The organism is Sphingobium sp. SCG-1 (genome assembly GCF_002953135.1).
Lineage (GTDB): Bacteria > Pseudomonadota > Alphaproteobacteria > Sphingomonadales > Sphingomonadaceae > Sphingobium.
Genome location: NZ_CP026372.1, coordinates 172,475 through 198,382, shown reverse-complemented (window position 1 = coordinate 198,382; position 25,908 = coordinate 172,475). Strand labels below are relative to the sequence as shown.

The following is a 25,908-nucleotide window of genomic DNA, read 5'->3' as shown; positions in this document are numbered from 1 at the left end:
AACACAACTTTGGACAAGGGAACCGCAGGTAAGATGACGAGCCACACGGCGCACACCATCGTCTTTGCCAATGAAAAGGGCGGCACGGGCAAATCGACGACAGCAGTGCACGTTGCGGTGGCACTGGCCAGCCAAGGGCATCGCGTCGGCATGATCGACCTCGATCCCCGGCAGCGTACCGTGACGCGCTATATGGAGAATCGCGGCGACACGGTGAAGCGGCGCAGCATCACTTTGCCCACGCCTGAATTCGCGGTGTTCAAGGGCAATACGCTTGACGCTCTGGAGGACGAGGCAGCGGCCGTCGCACAGGGCAAGGACTTCCTCATCGTCGACACGCCGGGCCGCGATGACGAGTTCGCGCGCCATATGGCGGCGCGGGCGCACACGCTTGTGACGCCGATGAACGACAGCTTCGTCGATTTCGACCTGATCGGGCAGGTCGATGCCGAGACGTTCAAGGTAAAACGCCTGTCTTTCTACTCCGAATTGATCTTCGAAGCGCGCAAGAGCCGCGCCAAGGCTGATGGCGTGTCGATCGACTGGGTGGTACTGCGCAACCGTGTCCAGCATCATGACGCGCGCAACAAGAAGCGCGTGGGCGACGCGCTGACCGAATTGTCGCGGCGCGTCGGCTTCCGTGTGATTCCGGGGCTTTCGGAGCGCGTCATCTATCGCGAACTGTTCCCCTCGGGACTGACCCTGCTCGATAAGGGACATCTAGGCGAATTAGGGGTCAGCCACATTGCGGCGCGGCAGGAGCTTCGCGAGATGGTGGCCGGACTGGCACTGCCCTCCGTCGTGCAGGAGCGTGAAATGGTAACGCCCGAAATGATCGTTGAGCCGGACGCGGAAGCAATCGGCACGGCCTGATGGGTCCCTTGGCGCTCCTCTTGATCGCGCTGGCGGGATGGATGCTCTGGACCGGGCGCCTGCAGCGGATGAACGCGAAGGACGGGCTCATGTTGGGCCTTGCGATCCTGGGCGCGGTAATGGCGGCCAAGGGCAAGCCTCTGATCGGGGCGCTGCCGGTGTTTGCTTCGATTGCCTATGCCGCGTTCCGGACCCAGAAGCCTGCGAAGACCCCCGCCCGCCCCACGGAGTATTATGACGTTGCGGACGCGCGCGCGTTGCTCGGGCTGGACGAGCATGCGGATGAAGAGGCGATTCGCGCGGCGCATCGTCGGCTGATCGCAACGGTTCATCCCGACAAGGGTGGCACGCAGGCTTTAGCGGCCAAAATCAACGCAGCGCGCGATGTGCTATTGCAGCATTATGCGATAACGCACATGCACAAGAGCAGAGAATCGGGCCATTAGAAGGCCAAACAGAAAGGCAGAACGACGCATGACGCACAGTTTCCACTCCACCTCTCTGCGTGAATATGACATCCGTGGCATTATCGGCGAGACGCTTGGCGAAGATGACGCCTATGCGATCGGGCGCGGATTTGGCACGCTGATCGGCCGCGCAGGCGGCAAGAAGGTGGCCGTGGGCTATGACGGGCGCGTCAGCTCACCCATACTGGAAGCGGCGTTGGTCAAAGGCCTCAACGAGAGCGGTATCCACGCGGTGCGGATCGGCGAAGGGCCGACGCCGATGCTCTATTATGCCGAGGCCGTGCTGGACGTGGACGGCGGTATCGAGATTACCGGGAGCCATAATCCGGCGAACTATAATGGCTTCAAGATGGTGTTCCAGCATCGCCCGTTTTTCGGCGCGGACATCCAGACGCTGGGCACGATGGCGTCGAGTGGCGACTGGGACGATGGCAGCGCCGGGTCCGAGAGCGTGGACATCATGGACCAATATGTCGCGAGGCTGGTCGAGAATTTTGACGGCGCGGCCTACCGGATTGGCTGGGATGCGGGCAATGGCGTCGCGGGGCCGATCGTGGAGAAGCTCATCAAGCTTATTCCGGGCGAGCACTACACGCTGTTCACGGACGTGGACGGCAACTTCCCGAATCATCACCCCGATCCGACCGAAGAGAAGAACCTGGTCGACTTGAAGGCGCTGGTGGCCGAGAAGAAGCTCGACTTTGGCGTGGCGTTCGATGGCGATGGCGACCGGATCGGCGCGATCGATGGCGAAGGCCGGGTGATCTGGGGCGATCAGTTGCTCTCCATCTATGCCGAGCCTGTATTGATGGAACTGCCCGGCGCGACGATCATCGCCGACGTCAAGGCAAGCCAGGGGCTTTATGATCGCATCGCCGAACTGGGCGGTAAGCCACTAATGTGGAAGACCGGGCACAGCCTCATCAAGTCGAAGATGAAGGAAACGGGTAGCCCGCTGGCGGGCGAGATGAGCGGCCATGTGTTCTTCAAGCATGAATATTATGGCTTCGACGACGCGCTATATGCTGCAATTCGCCTGATCCGGGCTGCAACGTCGCTGGGTAAGAGCGTCACGGAATTGCGCAGCGAGATGCCCGCGATGGTCAACACACCCGAAATGCGCTTCCAGGTCGATGAGAGCCGCAAGTTCGCGGTGATTGACGAAGTGCTGGCGCGGCTCAAGGAATCGGGTGCGACGGTGAATGACACCGATGGCGCGCGCGTGAACACGCCGGACGGCTGGTGGCTGCTCCGTGCGTCGAACACGCAAGACGTTCTGGTCGCACGGGCAGAGGCAAAGGATCAGGCGGGACTCGACAAGCTACTGGCGCAGATCGACTCGCAGCTCGCGGCTTCAGGGCTAGAGCGGGGCGAGCAAGCGGGTCATTGATAAGGCGGAAGCGATTCTTTGAAGGTTCCTGGAACTTTTCTAATGCATGTTACGCTACGGAACGCTTCCAAAAATAATTAGTTGCAGTTTTTGCAACCGGTGTTTCGTTTTTCGCAGTTGCGGTATTCCGTGCTGCGATGCACAACGATCAGGCCTTTCAGGCATCCTCTCCTAAAACTTTCAAGGCCGCCCCTCGGGGCGGCCCTTTTTTTTGCGTATTGGAGATGGCGCGCACATCGGCAATTTGGTCCGGACGGCTGAGCATCCTATATGGCCAAGGTGATTGCGCCGCTTCCCGATACCCTCAGCACTTGGTTCGCCAGCCGGGGCTGGGCGCCGCGGCGGCATCAGACGGATATGCTCGGTGCCGCACAGGCCGGGCGCCACGCCTTGCTGGTGGCCCCAACGGGCGCGGGCAAGACGCTGGCTGGCTTCCTGCCCGTCCTCGCCGATTTGATCGACAATCCCCATGAGGGCCTGCACACGCTTTACGTGTCGCCGCTGAAGGCACTGGCGGTGGACGTGCAGCGCAATCTCCTGACACCGATCGACGAGATGGACCTGCCGATTCGCGTGGAGACGCGGACGGGCGACACGCCGAGCGATCGCAAGGCCCGACAGCGCGTGCGCCCGCCGCAGATCCTGCTCACCACGCCCGAGTCGCTCTCGCTGTTGCTCAGCTATGCCGACGCTTCACTGCTGTTCGCGAACCTCAAGACCATCATCGTGGACGAGGTGCATGCTTTTGCCACGCAGAAGCGCGGCGACTTGCTGGCGCTGTGCATGGCGCGGTTGCAGGCGATAAACCCGAAGCTCCGGCGCGTCGCGCTGTCGGCGACGGTGGCGGATGTCGATGCCTATCGCGCCTGGCTCGCCCCCTATGGCGACATCGACACCGTGGAGACGGTGATCGGCGAGCAGGGCGCGGACCCGGTGATCGAGATATTGATTCCCGAAGGGCGGGTGCCGTGGTCGGGCCACTCCGGCAAATATGCCGCGTCGCAAGTGATGGCGGAGATTGGGCGGCGTCGCACGACTCTGGTATTCTGCAATACGCGCGGGCTCGCAGAGCTTATCTTCCAGGAACTGTGGTCGGCCAATGACCAGAACCTGCCCATCGGCATCCACCATGGTAGCCTGTCGCGCGAGGCGCGGCGGAAGGTGGAAAGCGCGATGGCGGCGGGCAAGCTGCGCGCGCTGGTCGCGACGGCTTCGCTCGACCTGGGCGTTGACTGGGGCGACGTGGATTGCGTGATCCAGATGGGGGCGCCCAAGGGCAGCTCGCGCCTGCTCCAGCGGATCGGGCGCGCGAATCACCGGCTCGATTGCGCCAGCGAGGCGATCCTGATCCCCGGCAATCGCTTCGAATATCTCGAAGCGCGCGCGGCGCTGGACGCAGTCGAGGCGGGCGAGCGCGATGAGGATGATTTCCGCCCGGGCGCGCTCGATGTGCTGGCGCAGCACATCATGGGCGTCGCTTGCGCCGCGCCGTTCGAGGAAAGCGCGATGCTGGAGGAAGTGCGCTCGGCACTCCCCTACAGCGCGCTCACGGACGAGGCGTTCGCACGCGTGCTCTCCTTCATCGAGGGCGGCGGCTATGCGCTGAAGGCCTATGACCGCTTCAAGCGGCTGGTGCGCGACAAGGACGGGATGTGGCGCGTGACGCATCCGCAGTTCATTGCGCAGCATCGACTAAACGCCGGGATTATCGTCGATCAGCCGGTATTGAACGTGCGATTCGCCAATGGACGAACGCTGGGCACGGTCGAGGAAGGCTTTGCCGCGCAACTGTCGCCGAACGATTGCTTCTTCTTCGCCGGGACCGCGCTGGAAGTCGTGAAGATGGACACGACCGACCTGATCGTGCGGGCGACGAGCCGCCCTGCGCGTATCCCTGCTTGGGGCGGCACGCGCATGGCGATGTCGACGCGGCTGGCGGACCGGGTGCGGCAGTTCCTCGCCAGCCCCGATCAGTGGCACCGCTTCCCCGCCGATGTGCGCGAATGGCTGGAGGTGCAGCAGGCACGCTCGACCATGCCGCAGCCGGGACAATTGCTGGTCGAGACCTTCCCGCACGAAGGCCGCGAGCATCTGATCTGCTATAGTTTTGCCGGATGGAACGCGCATCAGTCGCTCGGCATGTTGCTGACCAAGCGCATGGAGGCGCAGGGGCTGATGCCGCTGGGCTTCGTGTCGAACGACTATGCGCTGGCGATCAACAGCATGAAGCCTGTCACCGACCCCAAGGCGCTGTTCACGCCTGACATATTGACCGAGGAATTCGTCGATTGGGTCGAGCAATCGAGCCTGCTGAAACGCGCCTTCCGCGACGTAGCGGTCATCAGCGGCCTTATCGAGCGTCAGCATCCGGGCAAGCGCAAGACGGGGCGGCAAGTGACCTTCTCGACCGACCTCATCTACGACGTGCTGCGCAAATATGAACCCGACCATATGCTGATGGACGCGGCCTGGGCCGATGCGCGGGCGCGGATGACTGATGTGGGGCGTCTGGGCGATCTGATCGACCGGGCGGCGAGCACGATGCTGCATGTGACACTGGATCGCGTCAGTCCGCTTGCGGTGCCGACGCTCATCATGCTGGGGCGCGAGCAGGTCGGCACGCGCCTGACCGAGGATGCGTTGCTGCTGGAGGCCGAGGGGCTGGTCCGTGAGGCGATGCGCGTGGATTGAGCGCTCTCGGATTCCCGCTCCCTAACGAAAAATCAACCTTCCGGGCCGATGGCATAGGGCAAAAGGAGCCTGTCCATGACCCGCCCGATGATTCGATCCGCCTCGCTGAAAGCTTCGTGCATCCTACCGCTGCTGATGCTCGCTGCGTGTGGCGGCAACAAGGAAGAGGATAAGCTGGCGAAGCTGGACGCCGAACTCACCAATGACGCCAGCGACCCGGCGTTACGGGGGGCGCTGGAAGGAAAGATCGTCGTCGATCCGAAGCTGACGGGGCAATCGAACATCAATGCCGTGCGATCGAACGAAAAGCCAGTAAGCGGCGGCGTGCCGATGCTCAAAGGGGCGGACGCCACGGCGCAGGCGCTCAAGATTGCAGGCGGCAAGTTGCAGCGTGCGCCGGACCCAACCCAGGCGAAGCCTTGTCCCGATTGCGGTCCCAATGGCCCGGCGACTCTGGGCGCACTTGCGCGCGAACAGGGCAAGCGCAAGCCCATAGCGGGCGGCTGCAACGGGAAGCTCAATTACGGGATGCAATGGGCGCAGAAATTGCCGCAGCCTTTCGGTCTCTATCCGGGTGCAGCGCTGGTCGAAGCGGCGGGTGCGGACGGCCAGAACTGTACCATCCGCGCGGCGAGCTTCATCGCGGGCGCGCCGATGCAGGACGTCATCGACTTCTACTACACGCAGGCGAAGCGCGCAGGCTATGATGCCGAGCATCAGTTGATGGACGGCGAGCATGTGCTGGGCGGCGTGAATGGCCACGACGATGGCGCCTATTTCATGACCTTCGCCAAGGGACCGAATGGCGGCACGGCCGTCGATGTCGTGGCCAATAAGGGCCGCTGAGGCTCCATTGCCCGCTCAGGGGTGACGCGGGGAGCAAAACCTTCTACGGCGTCTTCCATGACCAATACCTTCCTCGTCATGGCGGGCAGCGCCGTCGGGGCGGCGCTACGCTATCAGCTCGGGCGCATATCGACGCACTTGCTGGGCACTTCCTTTCCCTGGGGCACGCTGGCCGCCAATTTGCTGGGCGGCTTTGCCATGGGCATGCTCGCTGGATGGCTGGTGCGTGCATCGCTGGTCAATGGCGAGCAGGTGCGACTGTTGCTGGGGGTGGGCGTGTTGGGCGGCTTTACGACGTTCTCCGCATTCAGTCTTGAGACGGTGATGATGATCGAACGCGGGCAGGGCGTGCTGGCCGTCGGCTATGTGCTGGCATCGGTGCTGGGTGCGCTTGGTGCGCTGGCGCTGGGCCTCTTGTTTGTGCGGAGCGTAGCATGAGAAATGGTCCTCCCGGCCCTGGGCCCGGCAAACCATCGGGTAGATCCGGGGGCAGATCCCCAGGCAAGCCCACCGGCTCCAAAAGCGCAAAGCCGCCTGCACGCGGCCGCAGCGCGGGCAAATCTTTCCCAGCGCCCAAGGACGGCGGCAAGGCAGGCAACAGCTTCGGGCAGAAGTTCGGCGCGAAGAAGCCTAGCGGTAAGAGCGGCCCGCCGCGTGCCGCCGGTGCGGTTAAACCCAAGGCTCCGGCGAAGGCCGCCGCGCCGAAAGTCGAAAAGCCCGCAGCGGCACCCAAAGTGGCGAAGGCGGCAGGCGTTACGTTGGACGTGCGCCAGTTCCGGGTCGCGGCGGACGACGATGGCATCCGCCTCGACCGCTGGTTTCAGCGGCATTTGCCGGATGTGGGCTTCAACATCGTCTCGCGCTGGTCGCGCACCGGACAGTTGCGCGTCGATGGCGCGCGCGCTGCACCGGGCGACCGGATCGCGGAGGGGCAGACGATTCGTGTGCCGCCCGCCGAAGCCAAAGCGCCGCGTCCCGACAAACCCGCCCGCGCCAAGCGCGAGATTACGCTGTCGGAGGATGAGGTCGCCTTCGCGCTCGACATGGTGATCCACCGCGACGAGCAGGCGATCGTTCTCAACAAGCCGCCCGGCCTGGCGACGCAGGGCGGGACCAAGACCGACGCGCATGTCGACGGGTTGCTGGACGCGCTGATGTTCGACAGCGAGCAGCGGCCCAAGCTAGTACATCGGCTCGACAAGGATACGTCGGGCGCGCTGCTGATCGCCCGTTCGGCCCGTTCGGCGGGCTTTTTCGCCAAAGCGTTCTCCAGCCGTACCGCCCGCAAGGTTTATTGGGCGCTCGTGATCGGCGTTCCCGATGTGCGCGATGGGATCATCGACTTGCCGCTTGCCAAGCAGCCGGGAACCGGCGGCGAGAAGATGCATGTGGACGAGAAGGAGGGGCTGCCTTCCCGCACGCGCTATCGCATCATCGAACGGGCAGGCAATCGTGCCGCCTGGGTCGAATTGCAGCCGTTCTCCGGCCGCACGCACCAGTTGCGCGTGCATATGGCGGCGATCGGGCATCCGATTGTCGGCGATGGCAAATATGGCGGCAAGGATGCGTTCCTCTCCGGCACGATCAGTCGCAAGATGCACCTCCACGCGCGTCGCATCCGCATCGATCATCCCGACGGCGGCAAGGTGGATGTGAAGGCCGAGTTGCCCACGCACTTCCTCGACAGCCTGAACGACATGGCCTTCGACATGTCGCTGGGCGACATGCTGTTAGACGACGAAATCGATACGACGCCGACGCGTGAGGAAGAAAAGAAGTTCGCGCGGCAACATGCCAAGGCGGTCCGCAAGGAACGGCGTGGCGAGCGGCGCGGACGCGGCAACGAATAGGATGCACCCCGACCGGACATTCGCCTGGGCGGATCATGCGGCGATGCGCGGATTTATAGAGCAGGTCGGGCTGGGGGCGGTCTTCGCGCAGACGTCCAAAGGCCCGCGCGTCGCGCATGTGCCCGCACTGTTCCTGTCGGACGATCGCATCGGCTTCCATCTGTCGCGGCATAATGATCTGGCCGCGCATCTGATGGATGGTGAGGCGCTGTTCGTGGTGCAGGGGCCGCACGCCTATGTCAGCCCCGATTGGTATGGCTTGGACGATCAGGTGCCGACCTGGAATTACGTGACGGTCGAGCTGGAAGGGCATGTGACGGCAACGGATCGAGACGGCCTGATCGCGATGATCGACGCAGTGTCCGCGCGGCAGGAGGCGATGCTCGCGCCCAAGCCCGGATGGACGCGCGACAAGATGCGCCAGGGGCTTTTCGACCGGATGTTGGGCGGCATCACGGGCTACAGCTTTGAGATCAAGGCGTGGCGCGGCACACGCAAGCTCGGCCAGAACAAGCCGGAAGCGGTGCGGGCGTCCGTTGCGGACGCGCTCCATGCTAACGGCCAAAGCGAGATCGCGATGCTTATGCGCGGCACCATCGCGTGAACCGCCCGCTGGTCGTCTTCGATTGCGACGGCACGCTGGTCGATAGCCAGCACAGCATCTGCACGGCCATGGCCCGCGCGTTCGAGACTGTGAAGCTCACGCCCCCGTCTCGTCCCGAAATCCTGGCCATCGTCGGCCTGTCCCTGCCGCACGCAATGGCGGCGCTGTTGCCCGACGCGGACGAGGCGTTTCATCATCATATAGCAGATCACTATCGCGACGCTTTTCGCCAGATGCGCAGCGACGGGGAAGTCAGCGAACCTTTGTATGAGGGCATTACCGATCTGATCGAGACCCTATTGGTGCAGGGCTGGTCGCTGGGAGTGGCTACCGGCAAGTCGGATCGCGGCCTCAATCTATGCCTGACGCATCACGGCATCCTCGATCGCTTCGTGACGTTGCAGACGGCGGATCGTCACCCCTCCAAACCGCACCCAGCGATGCTGCTACAAGCCATTGCGGATGCCGACGCGTCTCCGGACACCACGGTGATGATCGGCGACACCACGTTCGATATCGCCATGGCGGTAGGTGTGCGGGTGCGGGCCATCGGCGTCAACTGGGGCTATCATTTGCCGGACGAACTGATCGCCGCGGGCGCTCATGCGGTAGCAGTGGACAGCGCAGACCTTGGCCGCCATATCGGCGCACCATGACCGACCCTGAACCTCTACAGCCCGTAGATGCCGACAAGGCCGCACGTCAGCGGCTGCTGTTCATCAATCTCTTCCGGTTGTCGGGCGTATTCATATTGATGTTCGGCTTCCTCATCATGATGCAGCGTTTCGGCTGGGTACAGGGCAGCAAGGCCAAGGCATTGGGCGCGATCATCGCAACCGTCGGCCTGATTCAGACTATCGTCATTCCGCGCGTTCTGCTGCGCGCATGGCGCACGCCGCCCGCGCCGTGAGGCAGACGAGATGAAGCGCTTCTACAAGATAGTCGAACCACGCGAAGTCGAGGGGGGATGGCAGATCGCGCTCGACGGGCGCATCGTTCGCACCCCTGCGCGTGCGCCATTATTGTTGCCGACACTGGTTCTGGCGCAGGGCATCGCGGCGGAATGGGATGCACAGGGAGACGATCTCGATCCGCTCACCATGCCTGCCACAGGCTTCGCGAACGCCGCCATCGACCAGATTGCCCCAGACCCCGCAGATTTCGCCGCGAATATCGCTCGTTACGCCGAAACCGACCTTCTCTGCTATAGAGCGGAAAATCCCGCGCCGCTGGTGGAGCGGCAGGCATTGCAGTGGAACCCCTGGCTGGAGTGGGCACGCCGCCGTTATGACGTCGCGTTCCGAACTACGGCGGGCGTCATTCATGTCGCGCAGCCGCCGGAAACTTTAGCAAGACTTTCAACGGCAGTAGCCGCTTACGACCCCTTTACACTGGCGCCTTTATCCACGCTCGTCACGATTACCGGATCGCTGATACTGGGCCTCGCGATCGTTGATGCCGAGGCCGATCCTGACGCGATCTGGAACGCTGCCGAACTGGATGCGCTATGGCAGGCGGAGATGTGGGGGGAGGATTCCCAAGCGCAGGTGCTGGCCGCAGCGCACCGGCGCGAATTTGACGCTGCCGTTGCTTTCTGTAGGATGGTTCGCGCTTGATGGTCAGCAGATCGTTAGGCCTATTCAGTTCGTTACGCATGCGTTCCTGACCCCAAGCGGGTGCGTATGCGCCCCTTTAGGAGACAGAGCCCTTGACCCGAACCACCCTTATCGCCCTGATGATGATGACGACCGCGCCTGCTTTTGGCCAGGACGCGGCTGCGCCTGCGGCGCCCGCCGCGCCCGCTGGCACGGCACCAGCCGCTGGTCAGATGTCGCAGGCGCAGGTCGCCGCCTTCAATCAGGCAGTGACCGACTTCACCGCCGGACAGACAGCGCAGCAGGGCGGCGACAATGCCGGTGCGCTTGCCAAATATGAAGCCGCATTGCCCGCGATCCGTACTGCCGTGCAGACCCAGCCCGCCAACATCGACAATGTGAACTTCCTTGCCAATGCGCTCTACGCCGCCGCCGCCGCAGCAGGTGCGCAGCAGCAGTTGGACAAGACGCTCGCTTATTATGACGAAAGCGTGCCGCATTGGCGCAAGGTCGTCGCCGCCAAGCCAACCGACGCGACCAGCCGTAACATCCTGGCCGGTATCCTCGTCCAGTCGGGCAATGCCAAGCTGACGAAGCAAGACAAGGCTGGCGCGGCTCCGCTCTATGCCGAGGCGCTGACTTTGGCGCGCAAGTCCGCCACCGAACAGGCAGCGGATCCGATCGCGAAGAACCTGCTGCTGAGCGCGCTCATCGGCTCAAGTCAGACCAGCGATGATCCGAAAGTAAAGGAAGAAGCTGTCACCATGTCCAAGGCGATGCTGGCCGATGGATCGGTGGATGCCGTCAACAAGCCTTCGGCGCAGGCTTTGAGCGGTGCGCCTGCGGCGGCTCCAGCGAAGTAACCGGAAGGCTGCGACCACCTGCCGTCAGGGCAGGTGGTCGCTGTCCGACCGTAGCGGCGATCCAAAGCTGTCGTCCGTCACTGGGTCATGCCGCGTGGCAACAGGTTCCGCGAGCACGGTTTTGACGTCGGGCATCAGCTTGGAGGCTATGACGCCCGCCAGCACCAACCCGATAAAGTCGCTCAATGCCAAATAGATGAAGTAGCCCCAAGGGGCGTGGTTGAACACCGGCTGCCCGATGTGCATCCATAGGACTGCCCCAACCGCAAAGGCCACAATGGCGCGAACGCGTGTGGCGCCGTCACTGGAAACGAGACGCAGCGCCAGCGCGATGACGACTCCGACGACCAGCGCAAGGATCAGCCCACCGATCAGCGCATTCGTGTCGAGCGACGGATAACCCTGCGTATTGAACAACACCTGCGCGATCGGGCCTTTGCCATACAGGATCGTGCCTTCGCTCGTCGTGGTGGAGGGGATGAGATAAACGCCGGTCCCGGTCGGCGTCAGCGTCTGCGCCAGCGTGGCTTGCAGATTGGTGCTCGCCAGCGGATCGGCGGACGTATAGGCGATGTTCGCCAGTGGCGTGCCCCAGAAGACGAAGCCCGTCAGGAACAGCGCGAGGCCGCCCAGCAGGCCCCCGATCAATGTACGGAACATGGCGAATCCCTCCTGTTGCCATCAGCGGCTATGCAGGAACGCCCAGTTCCGCGCTTTTATCCGTGACGGTGCTGGAACAACGTATCACGAACGGCCTGAGCCGGAAACTCAGTCGACCTCGCCGGTCGCCTTGCCCAGCTTTCGGATGAAACCGATGAGGCCGGTCTGACGGCTGCGCTTCATGCGCTCCGCATCCAATATGGTGCGCACCTTCTCGAAGCAGGCATCGGCGTCATCATTGCACAGCACATAATCATAGCCATCCCAATGCGCGATTTCTCCGGCGGCGCGGCTCATTCGGCCTTCGATGACTTCGTTGCTGTCGGTGGCACGGCCACGCAACCGCCGCTCCAGTTCCTCGATCGAAGGGGGCAGGATGAACACGCGCACGACATCGCCGCCCGCGATCTGGTAGAGTTGCTGCGCGCCCTGCCAGTCGATATCGAACAGCACGTCGCGCCCGGCCTTCAACAGCGCCTCAACCGGCGCGCGAGGCGTGCCGTAGCGATGGCCGAAGACATGCGCCCATTCCAGGAATTCGTGATCCGCCACCATCTGCTTGAATTCAGGCAGATCGACGAAGTGATAATCCTTGCCATCGACTTCGCCCGGACGGATCGGGCGGGTGGTGGCCGATACCGACATGACGAGGGTGGGATCGGCGGCAAGAAGTTTCCGCGCGATTGTGGACTTGCCCGCGCCCGATGGTGAGGACAGCACGAACAAAACGCCGCGGCGCTTGAAGCCATGGGGATCGTTGGCGCGGTCGGGTCGTGCAGTATCAGGCATGTCTGCTACTGACGCGGACGCGCGGTTACGTCAATGTTCGTGTAACGCGAAACTCAGTTCATGGGGCCGGTTGCGCTTTCTTGCGTCGCCCCTTTTCCATGGGTGAGCCATCGGAATTGACGATGGCGGGAGCCTCGCCGGTCGGTTCACTTTCGGGCAATAAGGTGACGCTGGGCGTCGCAAGTCCGTCCTTGACCGCCGCGCCATGGGGACCAAGCGCATCGACTTCTCGCTTCTTCTGGAGCAGCTTATGCGCGACATAGGTTCCTCCAACCAGCAGCGCGCCAATAGGCGAACGGGCGATCACGCGCGTGGCAAGCATCCCTGCGGCCACGCCCAGAAATCCCGATTTGCCTGTATCGGCGGCTATGCGCGTGCCGATGATCGTTGCGGCGGCCTTGGTGAAGATGCCCATGCGTGTTCTTTCCCTGTTGCTGACATGTATAATGTTTCCGGCATGTTCCCGGTTCCGTGGCCGGTGTAATCACACCATGTCCGCAGGCCTGACCAGCCTGTCGAACGTCGCTTCATCGACCAGCCCCAGCGCGAGACCGGCTTCCTTGAGCGTCTGCCCAGTCTGATGCGCGTGCTTGGCAATCTTCGCGGCATTGTCATAGCCGATTTCGGGCGCGAGTGCCGTCACCAGCATCAGCGAGCGGTCCACCAGCTCCGCGATGCGCGATTCGTTCGCCTTAAGCCCCTCGACGGCGCGCTCGGCAAAGCTGTCCATGCCGACGGCGAGCAAGTGGATCGAGCGGAGGACATTGGCACCGATGAGCGGCTTGAACACATTGAGTTCGAGATGCCCCTGCATCCCGCCGACCGTTACCGCCTGATGATTGCCGATGACTTGCGCCGCGACCATCGTCAGCATCTCGTTCTGCGTCGGGTTGACCTTGCCCGGCATGATCGAGCTGCCCGGCTCATTGGCAGGCAGGTCAAGCTCGCCAAGGCCGGAGCGCGGCCCCGATCCTAGCAGGCGGATATCGTTCGCGATCTTCGTCAATGCCACGGCCAGCGTGTTGAGCGTGCCGGAGAGGTGCACGAGCGGATCGTTGGACGCCAAGGCCTCGAACTTATTCTCGGCGGTGCGGAAGGGCAGACCGGTGAGCGCCGCGATCTCCGCCGCAATGGCTTCGCCAAAACCTTCCGGCGCATTGAGGCCGGTGCCGACGGCGGTGCCGCCCTGCGCCAGTGCCATCATGCCGTGCATCACCGCCGGCTCGACCCGTGCGCGGCACCGATAGAGCTGATGCGCATAGCCCGAGAACTCTTGTCCCAGAGTAAGCGGCGTCGCATCCTGCAAATGTGTGCGGCCGATCTTGACGATATGCTGCCACTCGGCGGATTTGGCCTCCAACGCCTGATGCAAGCGATCCAGAGCGGGGAACAGGGAAGTCGTGACAGCGCGCGCAACGGCGATGTGCAGCGCGGTCGGGAAGCTGTCGTTTGACGATTGGCTCATGTTGACGTGATCGTTGGGGTGGACCGGCACCTTGCCGCCGCGCTTACCGGTCAGCGCCTCGTTCGCGCGCCCCGCGATCACTTCATTGACGTTCATGTTCGACTGCGTGCCGCTGCCCGTCTGCCAGATGACGAGCGGGAACTGATCGTCATGCCTCCCCGCGACGACTTCGGCTGCGGCGGTTTCGATCGCGTCGGCGATTACAGCGTCCAGGTCGTGCGTGCGGTTCACCCGGGCTGCGGCCTGCTTCACGATGGCGAGGGCGTGGATGATGCCGATGGGCATGCGCTCCATCGCGCCAAAGGGGAAATTCTCGATACTGCGCTGCGTCTGCGCGCCCCAATAAGCGTCGTTGGGCACATCTATTGCCCCGATGCTGTCGGTTTCGCTGCGAGTGGTCATTGCGGCGCGCTCCTATGAACAGGTTAGCGCGAATGTGGGAAGCGAGCCGCTCCTAAACCAGTCCTATTTCTTCTTGCCGAAATCCACGGTGACGACATTGGAACCGTCTTCCGCTGTGACGACCGGGCCGTCATTCTCGGCTGCTTCGTGCATCTGCAAATCGTCGCCCTGATCCTGCACCTGGAACTGGAGTGCGAAGTTGACGGCTGGATCGACGAACGCGCTGATCGCTGCGAAGGGGATCACCAGATGCGAGGCGATCTGGTTGAACGTCAGGCTGACTTCGAAACCCGTGGGACCGACTTTCAGATCCCAGAACTTATTCTGGAGAACGATAGTCATCTCGTCGGGAAAGCGTTCGACCAGCACGCGCGGGATTTCGACGCCCGCTGCCTGCGTCTTGAAGGTGATGTAGAAATGATGGCCGCCGGGCAGGCCGCCCGAGCGCTCCACTTCGCCCAGCACCCGGCCGACCACGGCGCGTAGGGCTTCCTGCACGATCTCGTCGTAGGGAATCAGGCTATCAGGAAGCGTGTCGCTCATGCGCTTCTTCCTAACGCCCCATGGAGTGCGGTCAAGGGCGCTCGTCCGCAGCGCGTGGAATCGTTGCACCCGTCGCGCCAGTCGCTATAGGGGCGCCATGCGTATCGCCGAAATCCATCGCAAGACCGGGGAAACCTCGATCGACGTTACCGTCAATCTCGACGGAACCGGAACGTACACCGTATCGACGGGTATCGGCTTCCTCGACCATATGGTCGAACAGTTGTCGCGCCATTCGTTGATCGATCTGGACGTGAAGGCAATCGGCGACCTGCATGTCGATCAGCATCACACGACCGAGGATACCGGGATCGCCATTGGCGAGGCGGTGGCCAAGGCGCTGGGCGACAAGAAGGGGATCAGCCGCTTCGGCTCGGTCTATTCGCCGATGGACGAGACTTTGACGCGGGTGTCGCTCGATATTTCCGGGCGGCCGTTCTTCGTGTGGAAGGCGGCGTTTACGCAGGCGCGGCTCGGCGAATGGGACACGGAGCTGATCGAGCACTGGTTCCACAGCTTCGCGCAGTCAGCGGGGCTGACGCTGCATATCGAGACGCTGTACGGCAGCAATAATCACCATATCGTGGAAAGCTGTTACAAGGGACTAGCGCGTGCGTTGCGGCAGGCGGTCGAGATCGACCCGCGCAAGGCGGACAGCATCCCTTCCACCAAGGGCATTTTAGGCGCGGCCTGATCGCGCGGATTTACGCAGAAGGACGCCTTTCATGTTCATCGTCTCCCTGCATTATATCGTCGACCTCGACATCGTGGATTCGCACATGGATGCCCACGTCGCTTGGTTGAAGGAAGGCCTCGCCGATGGCTGGCTGCTCGTCGCGGGGCGCAAGGTGCCGCGAGAAGGCGGGATATTGATCGCGCGCGGAAACAAGGCGGACATCGACGCGAAGGTGCTGACCGATCCGTTCGTGATCAACGGCGCGGCGGAAGTCACGGTGACCGAATTCAATCCTAGCTTTCTGGCGTCGGGGCTGGAATTCCTCAAAACATGATCGCGCTGATCGATTACGGCGCGGGCAATCTCCACTCGGTGCACAATGCGCTGCGGCAGGCGGGTGCGCAGGACGTCGCGATCACCGCCGATCCGGATGCGGTGCGCAGCGCGGACCGTATCGTGTTGCCCGGCGTAGGCGCTTTCCGCGCCTGCCGCGATGCATTGGTCGGAATTGATGGCATGGTCGACGCGCTGGGAGAGGCCGTGCATGCGCGCGGCGTTCCGTTTCTCGGCGTGTGCGTGGGCATGCAGTTGCTTGCCGATACGGGCGAGGAGTTTGGCAGCCATCCCGGACTTGGTTGGATTCCCGGCAGCGTCAGCCATATTGCGCCTTCCGATCCTGCCGCAAAGGTGCCGCATATGGGGTGGAACGATGTCGCGCCTGCTATGGCGCATGCCCTGCTGGAACCGGGCGAGGCATATTTCCTGCACAGCTACCACTTCGCCGCCGCCGATCCTGCGCATATTGCTGCTACGACCGATCACGCGGGACCGCTGGTAGCCGCCGTTGCGCGCAACACGATCATCGGCGTGCAATTCCACCCGGAAAAGAGCCAGCGCTATGGCCTTTCCTTCCTCTCCCGTTTTCTGGATTGGCGTCCATGAGCCTTATCGTCTTCCCTGCCATCGACCTTAAAGGCGGTCAGGTCGTCCGCCTTGCGGAGGGGGACATGGACCGCGCCACCGTCTATGGCGACGATCCTGCCGCGCAGGCGTTGCTGTTCGCCGAAGCGGGCGCGCAGCATCTCCACGTCGTCGATCTGGACGGCGCATTTGCCGGACAGGCCGTCAACGCTTCCGCCGTCGAGAGTATAGTCGCGGCGTTTCCGGGGCATGTGCAACTGGGCGGCGGCATCCGGGATCGTACTGCGGTGGAACGCTGGTTCGACCTTGGCGTGTCACGCGTCGTCATCGGCACGGCGGCGCTGAAAGACCCCGAGTTCGTCAAGGCGGCAGCAGCGGATTTCCCCGGCGGCATTGTCGTTGCTGTGGATGCGCGCGATGGCTTCGTCGCGACCGAAGGCTGGGCTGAAAAATCCGACATGCCGATCGCGGAAATGGCGCACAGGTTTGAGGATGCGGGCGTCGCCGCGCTGTTGTTCACCGATGTGGGCCGCGACGGTATGCTGAAGGGCTGCAATATCGAGGCGACCGTCGATCTGGCGCGGGCCACGGACATTCCGGTAATCGCCAGCGGCGGCGTGGCGGGAATTGCGGACATCCGGATACTCAGCCTGCACGTTCAGGACGGCATCGAAGGCGTCATCACGGGGCGGGCACTGTATGATGGCCGTCTTGATCTCGCGACGGCTTTGGCACTGGCGGCGGCTGCGTGACCGTCCGCACCCGTGTCATTCCCTGCCTGGATGTGGCGAACGGCCGCGTCGTGAAGGGCGTCAACTTTGTCGATCTCGCGGATGCTGGCGATCCGGTGGAACAGGCGCGGCTCTATGACGCGGCGGGCGCGGACGAACTCTGCTTCCTCGACATCACCGCCAGCCATGAGGCGCGCGGCACGATCCTGGAAGTCGTCCGGCGCGTCGCAGAAGTCTGCTTCATGCCGGTCACGGTGGGCGGCGGTGTCCGCACGCCCGAAGATGCCCGCGCGCTGTTGCTCGCCGGGGCGGACAAGGTTGCGGTGAACAGCGCCGCTGTCACACGGCCCGAAGTCGTGGCCGACATCGCCGATCGCTTCGGCAGCCAGTGCGTCGTCGCCTCGGTCGATGCGCGGCGGGTGGCTGAGGGCAGTTGGGAAATCTTCACGCACGGTGGGCGGCGCGGTACCGGCATCGATGCGCTGGAACATGCAGTACGATTGGCGGAACTCGGCGCAGGCGAATTGCTGGTCACTTCGATGGACGGCGACGGGACACGCGCGGGTTATGACCTCGCTCTGACGCGGGCAATTGCCGACGCCGTCGCTGTGCCCGTGGTGGCGAGCGGGGGCGTGGGCACGCTTCAACATCTGGTCGAAGGCGTGATCGAAGGCCATGCCAGCGCAGTGTTGGCGGCATCGATCTTCCATTTCGGTCAGCACACCATCGGTGAGGCGCATGCTGCGCTTGCCGCGGCGGGTATTCCCGTCCGCCGCCCGCTTTTTGCATTGACCTCTCCGGCGGCAACCGCACTATGAGCGCTATGTCCGATACCCTCTCCCGGCTCGAAGCCACGATCCGCGCCCGTCGCACGGCCGATCCCAGCAGCAGCTATGTGGCAAAGCTGACGGCGAAGGGTCGCGCCAAGATCGCGCAGAAGCTGGGCGAAGAGGCCGTCGAAACCGTCATTGCCGCCATGGCGAACGACCCTGAGGGCGTCACGTCCGAAGCCGCCGACCTGCTCTTCCACCTCACGGTCCTGCTTGCGGACATGAATCTGTCGCTGGACGATGTATGCGCGGAACTGGATCGCCGTGAGGGTGTCTCGGGAATCGCGGAAAAAGCCGCGCGCGTTCAGGAGTAATATCGTGCCGATCGATCCGACGCTTCCCTATAACGACGACAATATCTTCGCGAAGATCCTGCGCGGCGAAATCCCGTGCAAGAAAGTCTATGAGGATGACAGCGCGCTGGCTTTCCACGACATCAACCCGCAGGCGCCGACGCACATCCTCGTGATCCCGAAGGGACGCTATGTAAGCTGGGACGATTTCTCGGCGCGCGGGTCCGACCGGGAAATTGCGGGTTTCGTAAGGGCAGTCGGCCTGATCGCGCGGGAAGCGGGCTATGTGGAAAGCGGCTACCGGCTGCTCGCCAATGTCGGGCAGGACGGGCATCAGGAAGTTCCGCATCTGCATGTCCACATCTTCGCCGGTCGTCCCCTGGGACCGATGCTGGCGCGCTGACTGGCGGCCAGTCGGGGACATTCCCTCAAAGATCATTGCCCGCCCGCGCAACATGCTTGCACGGGCGGATTTAGGCGATAGTCTCGTTACCCAGATTAGGGGAGCGCACCATTTGGCGCGCGACTAAAGACAGAGAGACAATATTTCATGATCTTCGGGCGCATAAAGTCACTCGATGCGATCCTGGCGACGGCGGAGAAAAAATCGCTGACCCGGTCGCTGGGTGCATTTCAGCTTACCATGCTGGGCATCGGAGCCGTCATCGGCACCGGCATCTTCGTTCTGACCGCCGAAGCCGCGCAAAAGGCGGGGCCGGGCATGATGCTCTCCTTCGTCATCGCCGGGTTTGTGTGTGCCGTAGCGGCATTATGTTACGCCGAGATGGCAGCGATGGTGCCGGTTTCCGGCTCGGCCTACACGTATAGTTATGCAGTGATGGGCGAATTGATTGCCTGGATGGTCGGATGGGCGCTGATCCTGGAATATGCGGTCGCGGCGGGTGCGGTGTCGGTCGGCTGGTCCGGCTATGTGGTCGGGCTGCTTGAGAATGCCTTGCATATCGACATACCTGACATGCTGGTGCGTGGTCCGTTCGATGGCGGTCTCGTCAATCTGCCTGCGATGGCGATTGCGGGCCTCGTGACCTGGCTGCTGGTGATCGGGACCAAGGAGAGTGCGTCGGTCAACGCCGTACTGGTAGCGATCAAGGTCGCGGCGCTTACTCTCTTTGTCGTTCTCGCTCTGCCCGTCATTAAGATGGAGAACTTCACGCCCTTCTCGCCGCTTGGCTTTAGCGGAATTTCGGCGGCGGCGGCCTCCATCTTCTTCGCCTATGTCGGCTTCGACGCGGTTTCGACGGCGGCGGAGGAAACGAAGAATCCGCAGCGCAACATGCCCATCGGCCTGATCGGATCGCTCGGTATCTGCACGATCTTCTACATTCTCGTCGCCGCTGGCGTCATCGGCAGTGTCGGCGCGCAGCCAGTCGCGGGTCCAGGGGGCGAAGTGCTGGCACCCGGCAGCGTTCAATTGTCGCAGCAATGTGCCGCTATTGCCGCAACTGGCAAGGAGGCTGTGGTCTGCTCCAAGGAAGCATTGGCCTGGACGCTGCGCGAAATCGGCTGGCCGCAGATCGGCAATCTGATCGGGCTTGCCGCGGGTCTGGCGCTACCTTCGGTCATTCTGATGATGATGTTTGGCCAAACACGCATCTTCTTCGTCATGAGTCGTGATGGCCTGCTTCCGGCTGTGTTCTCGAAGGTACATCCGAAGTTCCATACGCCGCACGTCATCACGATCCTGACGGGCATCTTCGTGGCATTGTTCGCGGCGTTCTTCCCCGTGGGCATTCTGGCGGATATCTCCAATTCGGGCACGCTGTTCGCCTTTGCGGCGGTTTCAATAGCGGTGCTAATGCTGCGCCGTAGCGATCCTGACCGCCGCCGCCCGTTCCGGACCCCGGCGATCATGGTCACGGCCCCGATAGCGGTGCTGGGCTGCCTCTACTTGTTCTGGAGCCTTGGCTACGAGACCAAGATGATGTTCGTGATCTGGGCAGCGATCGGTCTGATGGTCTACTTCGCCTATAGCTACAAGCGCAGCCACGTCGGGCTTGGTCTCGAAGAGGTGCATGAGACCGACCGGGACGCGCCGCCAGTACCTGTGCCGCCGATCAATTAATCAGGCTTCAATTAAAACAAAGAGGACTCCGCATGTATGGCGGAGCCCTCTTTGTTTCGTCAATGTGGAACGATGGCGTCGCTCCGTAGCGCTGCTAAGCCGGGCCGAGTGAAAAATCGGCCATGTTCAGCCCACGCTATGAAGATCAGCGCTACTGCCCCGTAGCAGAAAAAGCCAAGCGCCAGCGGAAGAGTAGTACCGTCGAACTGACTGCCGACGAATGCCCCCAAGAGCGCGGAAATAATGGTCGTCAGGCAGGCCTGAAAAGAAGATGCCATGCCCGCTCCCCTCGCAAACGGCTCCATCGAAATGGCGCTAAAGTTAGAGCCGGTGAAGGCAAAGCTCAGCATCGTGGCGGCTTGAAATGCAATGAAGCTCCAGACGGTTTCCATGCCCAGCCACGCATAGACCGCATGCGTGCCGGAAAGCAGGATCAGGAGCATCAGCGAACCCTGGCTAAGCCTTCGGGCACCCACCTTCTCTACCAGATGGCTATTCAGGAAGCTGCCTATGCCCATGAACCCGGCGATCGAGGCAAAGGCCAGCGCAAAAATGGCTTCGCTGTGGAACACATCGAAGAAGATTTGCTGCACGGATGTTATGAAGCCGATCAGGCCGCCCAACACCGTGCCGCTTGCCAGCATATATCCTATGGAACCCCGGCTGGTGACCACTGTTTTCAGCGTGGCCGCCAAGTCGGCTCTGTTAATCTCGACCCGATTTTCCGGAGCGAGCGTTTCAGGCAACCGGACCATCATCCATAAAACGATAGCCAGACCGACGATCAGCAGCGCACCAAATATCCACCGCCAAGGCGCAATAAGCAGAACGGCCTGTCCAAATGCGGGCGCGAGTACGGGGACGATCATGAACACAATAAAAATCAAAGACATGATCCGGGCCATCTGGTCGCCATGGAACCGGTCACGCACGATGCTGACAGCGATCACCCGGCTTGATGCGGCGAAGAAACCGCACGCAAAGCGACCGATGAGCATCACGGTGAAGCTTGGCGCCAGCGCGCAGACAGCGGTGAAGACCAGGAAAAGGCTAAGAGAAACAGCCATGACCGGCTTGCGTCCGAAGCGATCGGACAGCGGGCCATAGATGAGCGAACCCAGGCCCAGCCCAATGAAATAGAGCGTGATGATCCACTGACGGTCATTGGCGTTCGAAATGTGCAGCGTGTCCCCCATAGCGGGCAGGGCAGGCAGCATCGGGTCAATGGAAAGCGCATTCACAGCCATTAACGCCGCGATGAGACCCACGAACTCTTTGAATCCGAGCGTGAATTCTGGGGCAGTGCGCAAAGGGGGACGATGTTCCATCGCGGCGATATGTCCGCTTAACCACCTTTTGACTAGTGCAAATGACGCACATCGTTCAGCATGGTCCACAACCCGGGCAAAAGGCTTGTGACACAGAAAGCAACCGGGTTGCGCGCTTCGATATACGACCTCCGGCCACTCCACTGGTTACCGGGTCGGGCAATATTATCGTAGCGGCGACGTTTGAACTCGCAACAGGCCGCAATGCTATCTGCGCGTGCGATTATGTGGAGCTGTGGCATTCGCGACTGGGTTCCGGCAACAGCCAGCACATAGCCGACTGGTATACACTTAGCCATATCATCCATAGCTTCGCGTTTTACGGCTTGGGATGGCTGGTCCTGCAGTCACGCACGTCGAGGGAACGGCTGGTGTTAGCCGTGGCCATAGAGGCAGCGTGGGAAATGCTGGAGAACTCCCGATCATCATAAATCGCTATCGCGAGGCGACAATCGCGCTCGACTATTCTGGCGACGGCATGCTAAACTCGGTGACCGATTTGGCCTGGATGGCGCTTGGCTTGCCTTTGCCCGGCGAGTGCCCGTGTGGCTGACCGTTGTTATGGCTCTCGCGTTCGAGTTGGTCGCTCTATGGGCAATCTGACGCTCAATGTCTTGATGCTGGTGTCGCCAATTGAGGCGAATAGACATAGCTGCTGTTGGAGCAAAAAAATCGGGAATCACCGTCAACTTCACTATCCAGATCCGGTGACTAAAATCGTAAGCCTTCAGACGCTGGCCTTCAGTCGCCGCACCGCTTCATCCCGCCCTATCAACGGCAGCAAAGCCGCCATATCCGGGCCATGATCCATCCCCGTTAATGCGCGGCGAAGCGGCAGGAACAGCGCCTTGCCCTTACGCCCGCTGCTCGCCTTGAGCGCCTCGGTCAGATTGCGCCATATACTATCATCTTCGGGTATAGCCGCCAGCGCATCTGCCGCCTCTACCAGAAACATGCGGTCTTCAGCCTCCGGCACAGGCGGCGCGAATGGCCCGGTCACGATGCGCCACCAATCGTCCGCCTGCGTGAGTGTCTCAAGATTAGGCCGGATCGCCAGCCAGCCTGCTTCACCCATGCTCTCTGGCAGGCGATCCCGCACCGCCGCGAAGTCCAGCAGATGCAGCACTTTCTGATTAAGCGCCGCGAGTTCCGCTTCATCGAAGCGGGCCGGCGCCCGCCCGAATCGGGCAAAGTCGAAGCTTTCGATTAGAGTACACGGATCGGCTACCGGCTCGACCGGATCACTCGTCCCCAACCGCGCCAGCAGTGCGATCAATGTGATCGGCTCCATCCCCGCCTCGCGGAACGCCGACACGCCGAGCGACCCCAGCCGCTTCGACAGCTTTCCCTCCGCACCCGTCAACAGCGCCTCATGCGCGAATTGCGGCGGGGAAGCCCCAAGCGCGACAAACATCTGAAGCTGCGTCGCGGTATTGGACACATGATCCTCCCCGCGCACGACATGAGTGATCCCCATGTCGACGTCGTCGATGACCGACGGCAGCATATAGAGCCACGAACCATCCGCCCGCCGGATCACCGGATCGGACAGCAGCTTCGGATCGAAATGCTGGTCGCCCCGGATCAGGTCGGTCCAGGCAATCGGCGCGTCATGATCCAGCTTGAACCGCCAGTGCGGTCGCCGTCCCTCCGCCTCAAGTGCCGCGATATCATCCGCCGTCAGCGACAGCGCGGTACGCTCGTAAACTGGCGGCAGACCGCGCCCAAGCAGCACCTTCCGCCGCAAGTCGAGTTCCTCGGACGTCTCGTAGCAGGGATAAACACGCCCCGCAGCGCGCAATGTCTCGAATCGGGCTTCGTACAGCGCGAACCTGTCCGACTGCCGCACCTCCTCGTCATAGCGCAGGCCAAGCCATGCCAAGTCGGCGCGGATCGACTCCGCATATTCCTCGCGCGAGCGCTCCGCATCAGTGTCGTCCAGACGCAACAGGAACCGCCCGCCCGTCTTCTGCGCCCACATCCAGTTGTGAAGCGCCGCGCGGATATTGCCGACGTGGAGGTGGCCGGTCGGCGAAGGGGCAAAGCGTGTGACGGTCATGACTTGAAGGCTTCCCGCTGCTGATGACGAAAGGACAGCCAGCGTAACGCCATGCCAATCACGGAGGCTGCGACACCGGCAATCAGACAGAACCGCAAGGCCGGCTCATCCTTGGCCCCGTCCCATGCCACGACGCCAAGCAGAAGGACGCTGATCGTGGAAATGAGATACCCTGTGGCTTTGAGGAGGGCTACGATGTTCATAATGTCCGAAATGCATTGGTGATGGGATAGCGGCGGTCGCGACCGAAGTTGCGCGTGCCCAGTTTGACGCCGGGTGGCGCCTGCCGCCGCTTATACTCCGCGATATAGAGCAACCGCTCGATCCGCGCCACGGTATCGCGGTCGAAGCCACGTTCCACGAGTTGCTCGACCGACAGTTCCTCCTCGACGAGGCCATAGAGGATAGGATCGAGCACTTCATAGGGCGGCAAGCTGTCATCGTCGCGCTGATTGTCGCGCAGTTCGGCGGTGGGCGGTTTGGTGATGACGCGCTCCGGCATCACTGGACCAGAGGGACCAAAGCCGAGCGACGGCACATTCTCGTTCCGCCAGCGCGAGAGGTCGAACACGGTCGTCTTGTATGCGTCCTTCAAGACCGAGTAGCCGCCCGCCATGTCGCCATAGATGGTGGCATATCCGACCGACATCTCGCTCTTGTTACCGGTGGTGAGCAGCATCGGGCCGAACTTGTTGCTGATCCCCATCAGCGTCACACCCCGGATGCGGGATTGAATATTCTCCTCGGCCAGATCGCGCCCGCGCCCTTCGAACACGTCCGACAGCATGATGTCGAACGCTTCGACCGCAGGCTCGATGGCGATGGAGTCCAGCCGCACGCCCAGCAATTGCGCGCATTCGGCGGCATCGTCCAGGCTGTTCTGACTGGTGAAGCGCGAGGGCATCATCACGCACCACACGCGATCCGCGCCCAAGGCATCGACGGCGACGGCGGCGGATAGCGCGCTGTCGATCCCGCCCGACAGGCCCAGCACCACGCCGGGAAAGCGGTTGCGGTTCACATAATCGCGCAGGCCCAGCACCATCGCGTTGTAGGTGTCCTCCGGATGCGGATCGAGCGCGTGCAGGTCGCCCGGCGCGCAGGTCCAGACACCCTCACGCTTCTCCCAATGCGTCATCACCAGTGCTTCGTCCCAGTCGGGCAACTGGTGCAGCACGGTAAGGTCTGCGCCCATGACGAAGGAGGCGCCGTCGAACACCAGTTCGTCCTGTCCGCCCACGCGGTTCAGATACACTATCGGCAAGCCCGTTTCCTGTACGCGCGCGGCGCATACGACATGCAGGCGACGGTCGTCCTTGCCGATCTCATAAGGGGAGCCATTGGGCGTGATGAGGACTTCCGCACCCTGCGCCCGCAGATGCGCGGTGACGAAAGGGAACCACATATCCTCGCAGATCGGCAGGCCCAGCTTTACGCCGCGAAACTCCACCGGCTCTGGCAGCGGACCCGGCGCGAACAAGCGCTTTTCGTCGAACGTGCCGTAATTGGGCAATTCGCGCTTCTGGCGGACCGCGACGATCTTGCCGCTATCCAGCAATGCCACGACATTGAACAGCACGCCATGCGCCGCGACAACCGTACCGACCAGCATCGCCGGGCCGCCATCCGCCGTCGCTTCCGCAAGCCGCAGCAATTCCGCACCGGCGCGCTCGACCAACGTAGGCTTCAACACCAGATCTTCCGGCGGATAGCCAACCAACTGTAATTCGGGATAAACGATCAGGTCCGCGCCCGCCGCCTTCGCGCGCCATTCCAGCATGGCATCGGCATTGCCTGCCAAGTCCCCGACCGACTGCGTGACTTGGGCTAGGGCGATGGTGAGGCGGTTCGTCATGGCGCGCCGGTAGAGCATTTTGGCGCGTCACGCAAAAGCGCCTTTCCTCTCCGCCCCCTCCTCGCTAAAGGGGCGCCGACCAGCGCGTCACAGA

General features: G+C 62.5%; 29 protein-coding genes and 1 pseudogene. 21 read left to right on the top strand and 9 right to left on the bottom strand.

From position 1 onward, the window contains the following. The first annotated feature begins 33 nt into the window (after positions 1-33). The 12 genes from C1T17_RS00890 to C1T17_RS00835 all read left to right on the top strand — a co-directional run bounded on the left by C1T17_RS00890 (position 34) and on the right by C1T17_RS00835 (position 11,179). Positions 34-873, top strand: a complete 840-nt coding sequence (locus C1T17_RS00890) for a division plane positioning ATPase MipZ (RefSeq protein ID WP_104954918.1) — start codon at positions 34-36, stop codon at positions 871-873. Next, positions 873-1,319 carry a J domain-containing protein gene (locus tag C1T17_RS00885; RefSeq protein ID WP_104951786.1) on the top strand — a complete coding sequence of 149 codons (447 nt, stop codon included), beginning with the start codon at positions 873-875 and terminating at the stop codon, positions 1,317-1,319. The genes C1T17_RS00890 and C1T17_RS00885 overlap by 1 nt, the downstream gene beginning before the upstream one ends. A gap of 28 nt (positions 1,320-1,347) precedes the next feature. After that, positions 1,348-2,730, top strand: coding sequence for a phosphoglucomutase/phosphomannomutase PgmG (gene pgmG, locus C1T17_RS00880; protein ID WP_104951785.1), 1,383 nt, complete (start codon positions 1,348-1,350; stop codon positions 2,728-2,730). 270 nt (positions 2,731-3,000) lie between these two features. Continuing rightward, entirely contained in the window at positions 3,001-5,421 is a 2,421-nt protein-coding gene (locus C1T17_RS00875) for a ligase-associated DNA damage response DEXH box helicase (protein ID WP_104951784.1), read from the top strand. Between the two features lie 75 nt (positions 5,422-5,496). After that, complete coding sequence (locus C1T17_RS00870; RefSeq protein ID WP_223262728.1) at positions 5,497-6,267, top strand: hypothetical protein; 771 nt, start codon at positions 5,497-5,499, stop codon at positions 6,265-6,267. A 57-nt stretch (positions 6,268-6,324) separates the two neighbouring features. After that, on the top strand, positions 6,325-6,705 hold the full coding sequence (gene crcB / locus C1T17_RS00865; protein WP_104951783.1) for a fluoride efflux transporter CrcB: 381 nt from the start codon (positions 6,325-6,327) through the stop codon (positions 6,703-6,705). Beyond that, positions 6,702-8,117: an RluA family pseudouridine synthase gene (locus tag C1T17_RS00860; protein WP_104951782.1), complete on the top strand. Its 1,416-nt coding sequence runs from the start codon at positions 6,702-6,704 to the stop codon at positions 8,115-8,117. The genes crcB and C1T17_RS00860 overlap by 4 nt, the downstream gene beginning before the upstream one ends. Continuing rightward, positions 8,086-8,721, top strand: coding sequence for an FMN-binding negative transcriptional regulator (locus C1T17_RS00855; RefSeq protein ID WP_223262727.1), 636 nt, complete (start codon positions 8,086-8,088; stop codon positions 8,719-8,721). Before C1T17_RS00860 ends, C1T17_RS00855 begins: the two co-directional genes overlap by 32 nt. Beyond that, positions 8,718-9,377: an HAD-IA family hydrolase gene (locus C1T17_RS00850; RefSeq protein ID WP_104951780.1), complete on the top strand. Its 660-nt coding sequence runs from the start codon at positions 8,718-8,720 to the stop codon at positions 9,375-9,377. The genes C1T17_RS00855 and C1T17_RS00850 overlap by 4 nt, the downstream gene beginning before the upstream one ends. Next, positions 9,374-9,631 (top strand): hypothetical protein, encoded by a 258-nt coding sequence (locus tag C1T17_RS00845; RefSeq protein ID WP_104951779.1) that lies wholly within the window; start codon positions 9,374-9,376, stop codon positions 9,629-9,631. The genes C1T17_RS00850 and C1T17_RS00845 overlap by 4 nt, the downstream gene beginning before the upstream one ends. A 10-nt stretch (positions 9,632-9,641) precedes the next feature. Next, positions 9,642-10,337 (top strand): ATP12 family chaperone protein, encoded by a 696-nt coding sequence (locus tag C1T17_RS00840; RefSeq protein WP_104951778.1) that lies wholly within the window; start codon positions 9,642-9,644, stop codon positions 10,335-10,337. A 119-nt stretch (positions 10,338-10,456) separates the two neighbouring features. Further along, complete coding sequence (locus C1T17_RS00835) at positions 10,457-11,179, top strand: hypothetical protein (RefSeq protein ID WP_104951777.1); 723 nt, start codon at positions 10,457-10,459, stop codon at positions 11,177-11,179. 24 nt (positions 11,180-11,203) lie between these two features. Here C1T17_RS00835 and C1T17_RS00830 read toward each other — a convergent pair whose 3' ends face one another. The 5 genes from C1T17_RS00830 to C1T17_RS00810 all read right to left on the bottom strand — a co-directional run bounded on the left by C1T17_RS00830 (position 11,204) and on the right by C1T17_RS00810 (position 15,038). Further along, positions 11,204-11,839, bottom strand: a complete 636-nt coding sequence (locus C1T17_RS00830; RefSeq protein WP_223262725.1) for a hypothetical protein — start codon at positions 11,837-11,839, stop codon at positions 11,204-11,206. A 108-nt stretch (positions 11,840-11,947) separates the two neighbouring features. Beyond that, positions 11,948-12,628, bottom strand: coding sequence for a guanylate kinase (gmk, locus tag C1T17_RS00825; RefSeq protein ID WP_104951776.1), 681 nt, complete (start codon positions 12,626-12,628; stop codon positions 11,948-11,950). Between the two features lie 58 nt (positions 12,629-12,686). Then, the gene (locus C1T17_RS00820) at positions 12,687-13,043 is read right to left on the bottom strand and encodes a hypothetical protein (protein ID WP_104951775.1); all 357 of its coding nucleotides are present in this window, start codon (positions 13,041-13,043) and stop codon (positions 12,687-12,689) included. A 69-nt stretch (positions 13,044-13,112) separates the two neighbouring features. Further along, a complete protein-coding gene (gene fumC / locus C1T17_RS00815; RefSeq protein WP_104951774.1) occupies positions 13,113-14,495 on the bottom strand; it encodes a class II fumarate hydratase in 1,383 nt (460 codons plus the stop codon). A gap of 63 nt (positions 14,496-14,558) precedes the next feature. Further along, on the bottom strand, positions 14,559-15,038 hold the full coding sequence (locus C1T17_RS00810; protein ID WP_104951773.1) for an SspB family protein: 480 nt from the start codon (positions 15,036-15,038) through the stop codon (positions 14,559-14,561). Positions 15,039-15,135: 97 nt separating this feature from the next. Between C1T17_RS00810 and hisB the strand changes: the two genes are divergently transcribed. From hisB to C1T17_RS00770, 8 genes are all read left to right on the top strand, one after another. Further along, complete coding sequence (gene hisB / locus C1T17_RS00805; protein ID WP_104951772.1) at positions 15,136-15,732, top strand: imidazoleglycerol-phosphate dehydratase HisB; 597 nt, start codon at positions 15,136-15,138, stop codon at positions 15,730-15,732. Between the two features lie 31 nt (positions 15,733-15,763). Continuing rightward, entirely contained in the window at positions 15,764-16,048 is a 285-nt protein-coding gene (locus C1T17_RS00800; RefSeq protein WP_104951771.1) for a YciI family protein, read from the top strand. Continuing rightward, entirely contained in the window at positions 16,045-16,656 is a 612-nt protein-coding gene (gene hisH, locus C1T17_RS00795) for an imidazole glycerol phosphate synthase subunit HisH (protein WP_104951770.1), read from the top strand. The genes C1T17_RS00800 and hisH overlap by 4 nt, the downstream gene beginning before the upstream one ends. Continuing rightward, positions 16,653-17,387: a 1-(5-phosphoribosyl)-5-[(5-phosphoribosylamino)methylideneamino]imidazole-4-carboxamide isomerase gene (gene hisA, locus C1T17_RS00790; protein ID WP_104951769.1), complete on the top strand. Its 735-nt coding sequence runs from the start codon at positions 16,653-16,655 to the stop codon at positions 17,385-17,387. Before hisH ends, hisA begins: the two co-directional genes overlap by 4 nt. Continuing rightward, positions 17,384-18,184, top strand: a complete 801-nt coding sequence (gene hisF / locus C1T17_RS00785) for an imidazole glycerol phosphate synthase subunit HisF (protein WP_104951768.1) — start codon at positions 17,384-17,386, stop codon at positions 18,182-18,184. The genes hisA and hisF overlap by 4 nt, the downstream gene beginning before the upstream one ends. Positions 18,185-18,189: 5 nt before the next feature. Next, positions 18,190-18,510 carry a phosphoribosyl-ATP diphosphatase gene (locus C1T17_RS00780; protein ID WP_104954916.1) on the top strand — a complete coding sequence of 107 codons (321 nt, stop codon included), beginning with the start codon at positions 18,190-18,192 and terminating at the stop codon, positions 18,508-18,510. Between the two features lie 4 nt (positions 18,511-18,514). Beyond that, complete coding sequence (locus C1T17_RS00775) at positions 18,515-18,892, top strand: histidine triad nucleotide-binding protein (protein WP_104951767.1); 378 nt, start codon at positions 18,515-18,517, stop codon at positions 18,890-18,892. A gap of 147 nt (positions 18,893-19,039) precedes the next feature. Beyond that, positions 19,040-20,572 carry an amino acid permease gene (locus C1T17_RS00770; protein WP_104951766.1) on the top strand — a complete coding sequence of 511 codons (1,533 nt, stop codon included), beginning with the start codon at positions 19,040-19,042 and terminating at the stop codon, positions 20,570-20,572. A gap of 59 nt (positions 20,573-20,631) precedes the next feature. Here the strand turns inward: C1T17_RS00770 and C1T17_RS00765 are convergent, their stop codons facing one another. Further along, a complete protein-coding gene (locus C1T17_RS00765) occupies positions 20,632-21,900 on the bottom strand; it encodes a multidrug effflux MFS transporter (protein WP_223262724.1) in 1,269 nt (422 codons plus the stop codon). 41 nt (positions 21,901-21,941) lie between these two features. Here C1T17_RS00765 and C1T17_RS00760 point away from each other — a divergent pair. Beyond that, positions 21,942-22,453 (top strand): annotated as a pseudogene (locus C1T17_RS00760) (DUF2585 family protein). Between the two features lie 174 nt (positions 22,454-22,627). Here the strand turns inward: C1T17_RS00760 and gltX are convergent. From gltX to C1T17_RS00745, 3 genes are read right to left on the bottom strand one after another with little or no spacing between them, the layout of a single operon-like run. Next, on the bottom strand, positions 22,628-23,959 hold the full coding sequence (gene gltX, locus C1T17_RS00755; protein ID WP_104951765.1) for a glutamate--tRNA ligase: 1,332 nt from the start codon (positions 23,957-23,959) through the stop codon (positions 22,628-22,630). Then, complete coding sequence (locus C1T17_RS00750; protein WP_104951764.1) at positions 23,956-24,162, bottom strand: hypothetical protein; 207 nt, start codon at positions 24,160-24,162, stop codon at positions 23,956-23,958. The genes gltX and C1T17_RS00750 overlap by 4 nt, the downstream gene beginning before the upstream one ends. Next, entirely contained in the window at positions 24,159-25,814 is a 1,656-nt protein-coding gene (locus tag C1T17_RS00745; RefSeq protein WP_104954914.1) for an NAD+ synthase, read from the bottom strand. The genes C1T17_RS00750 and C1T17_RS00745 overlap by 4 nt, the downstream gene beginning before the upstream one ends. Between the last annotated feature and the right edge of the window lie 94 nt (positions 25,815-25,908).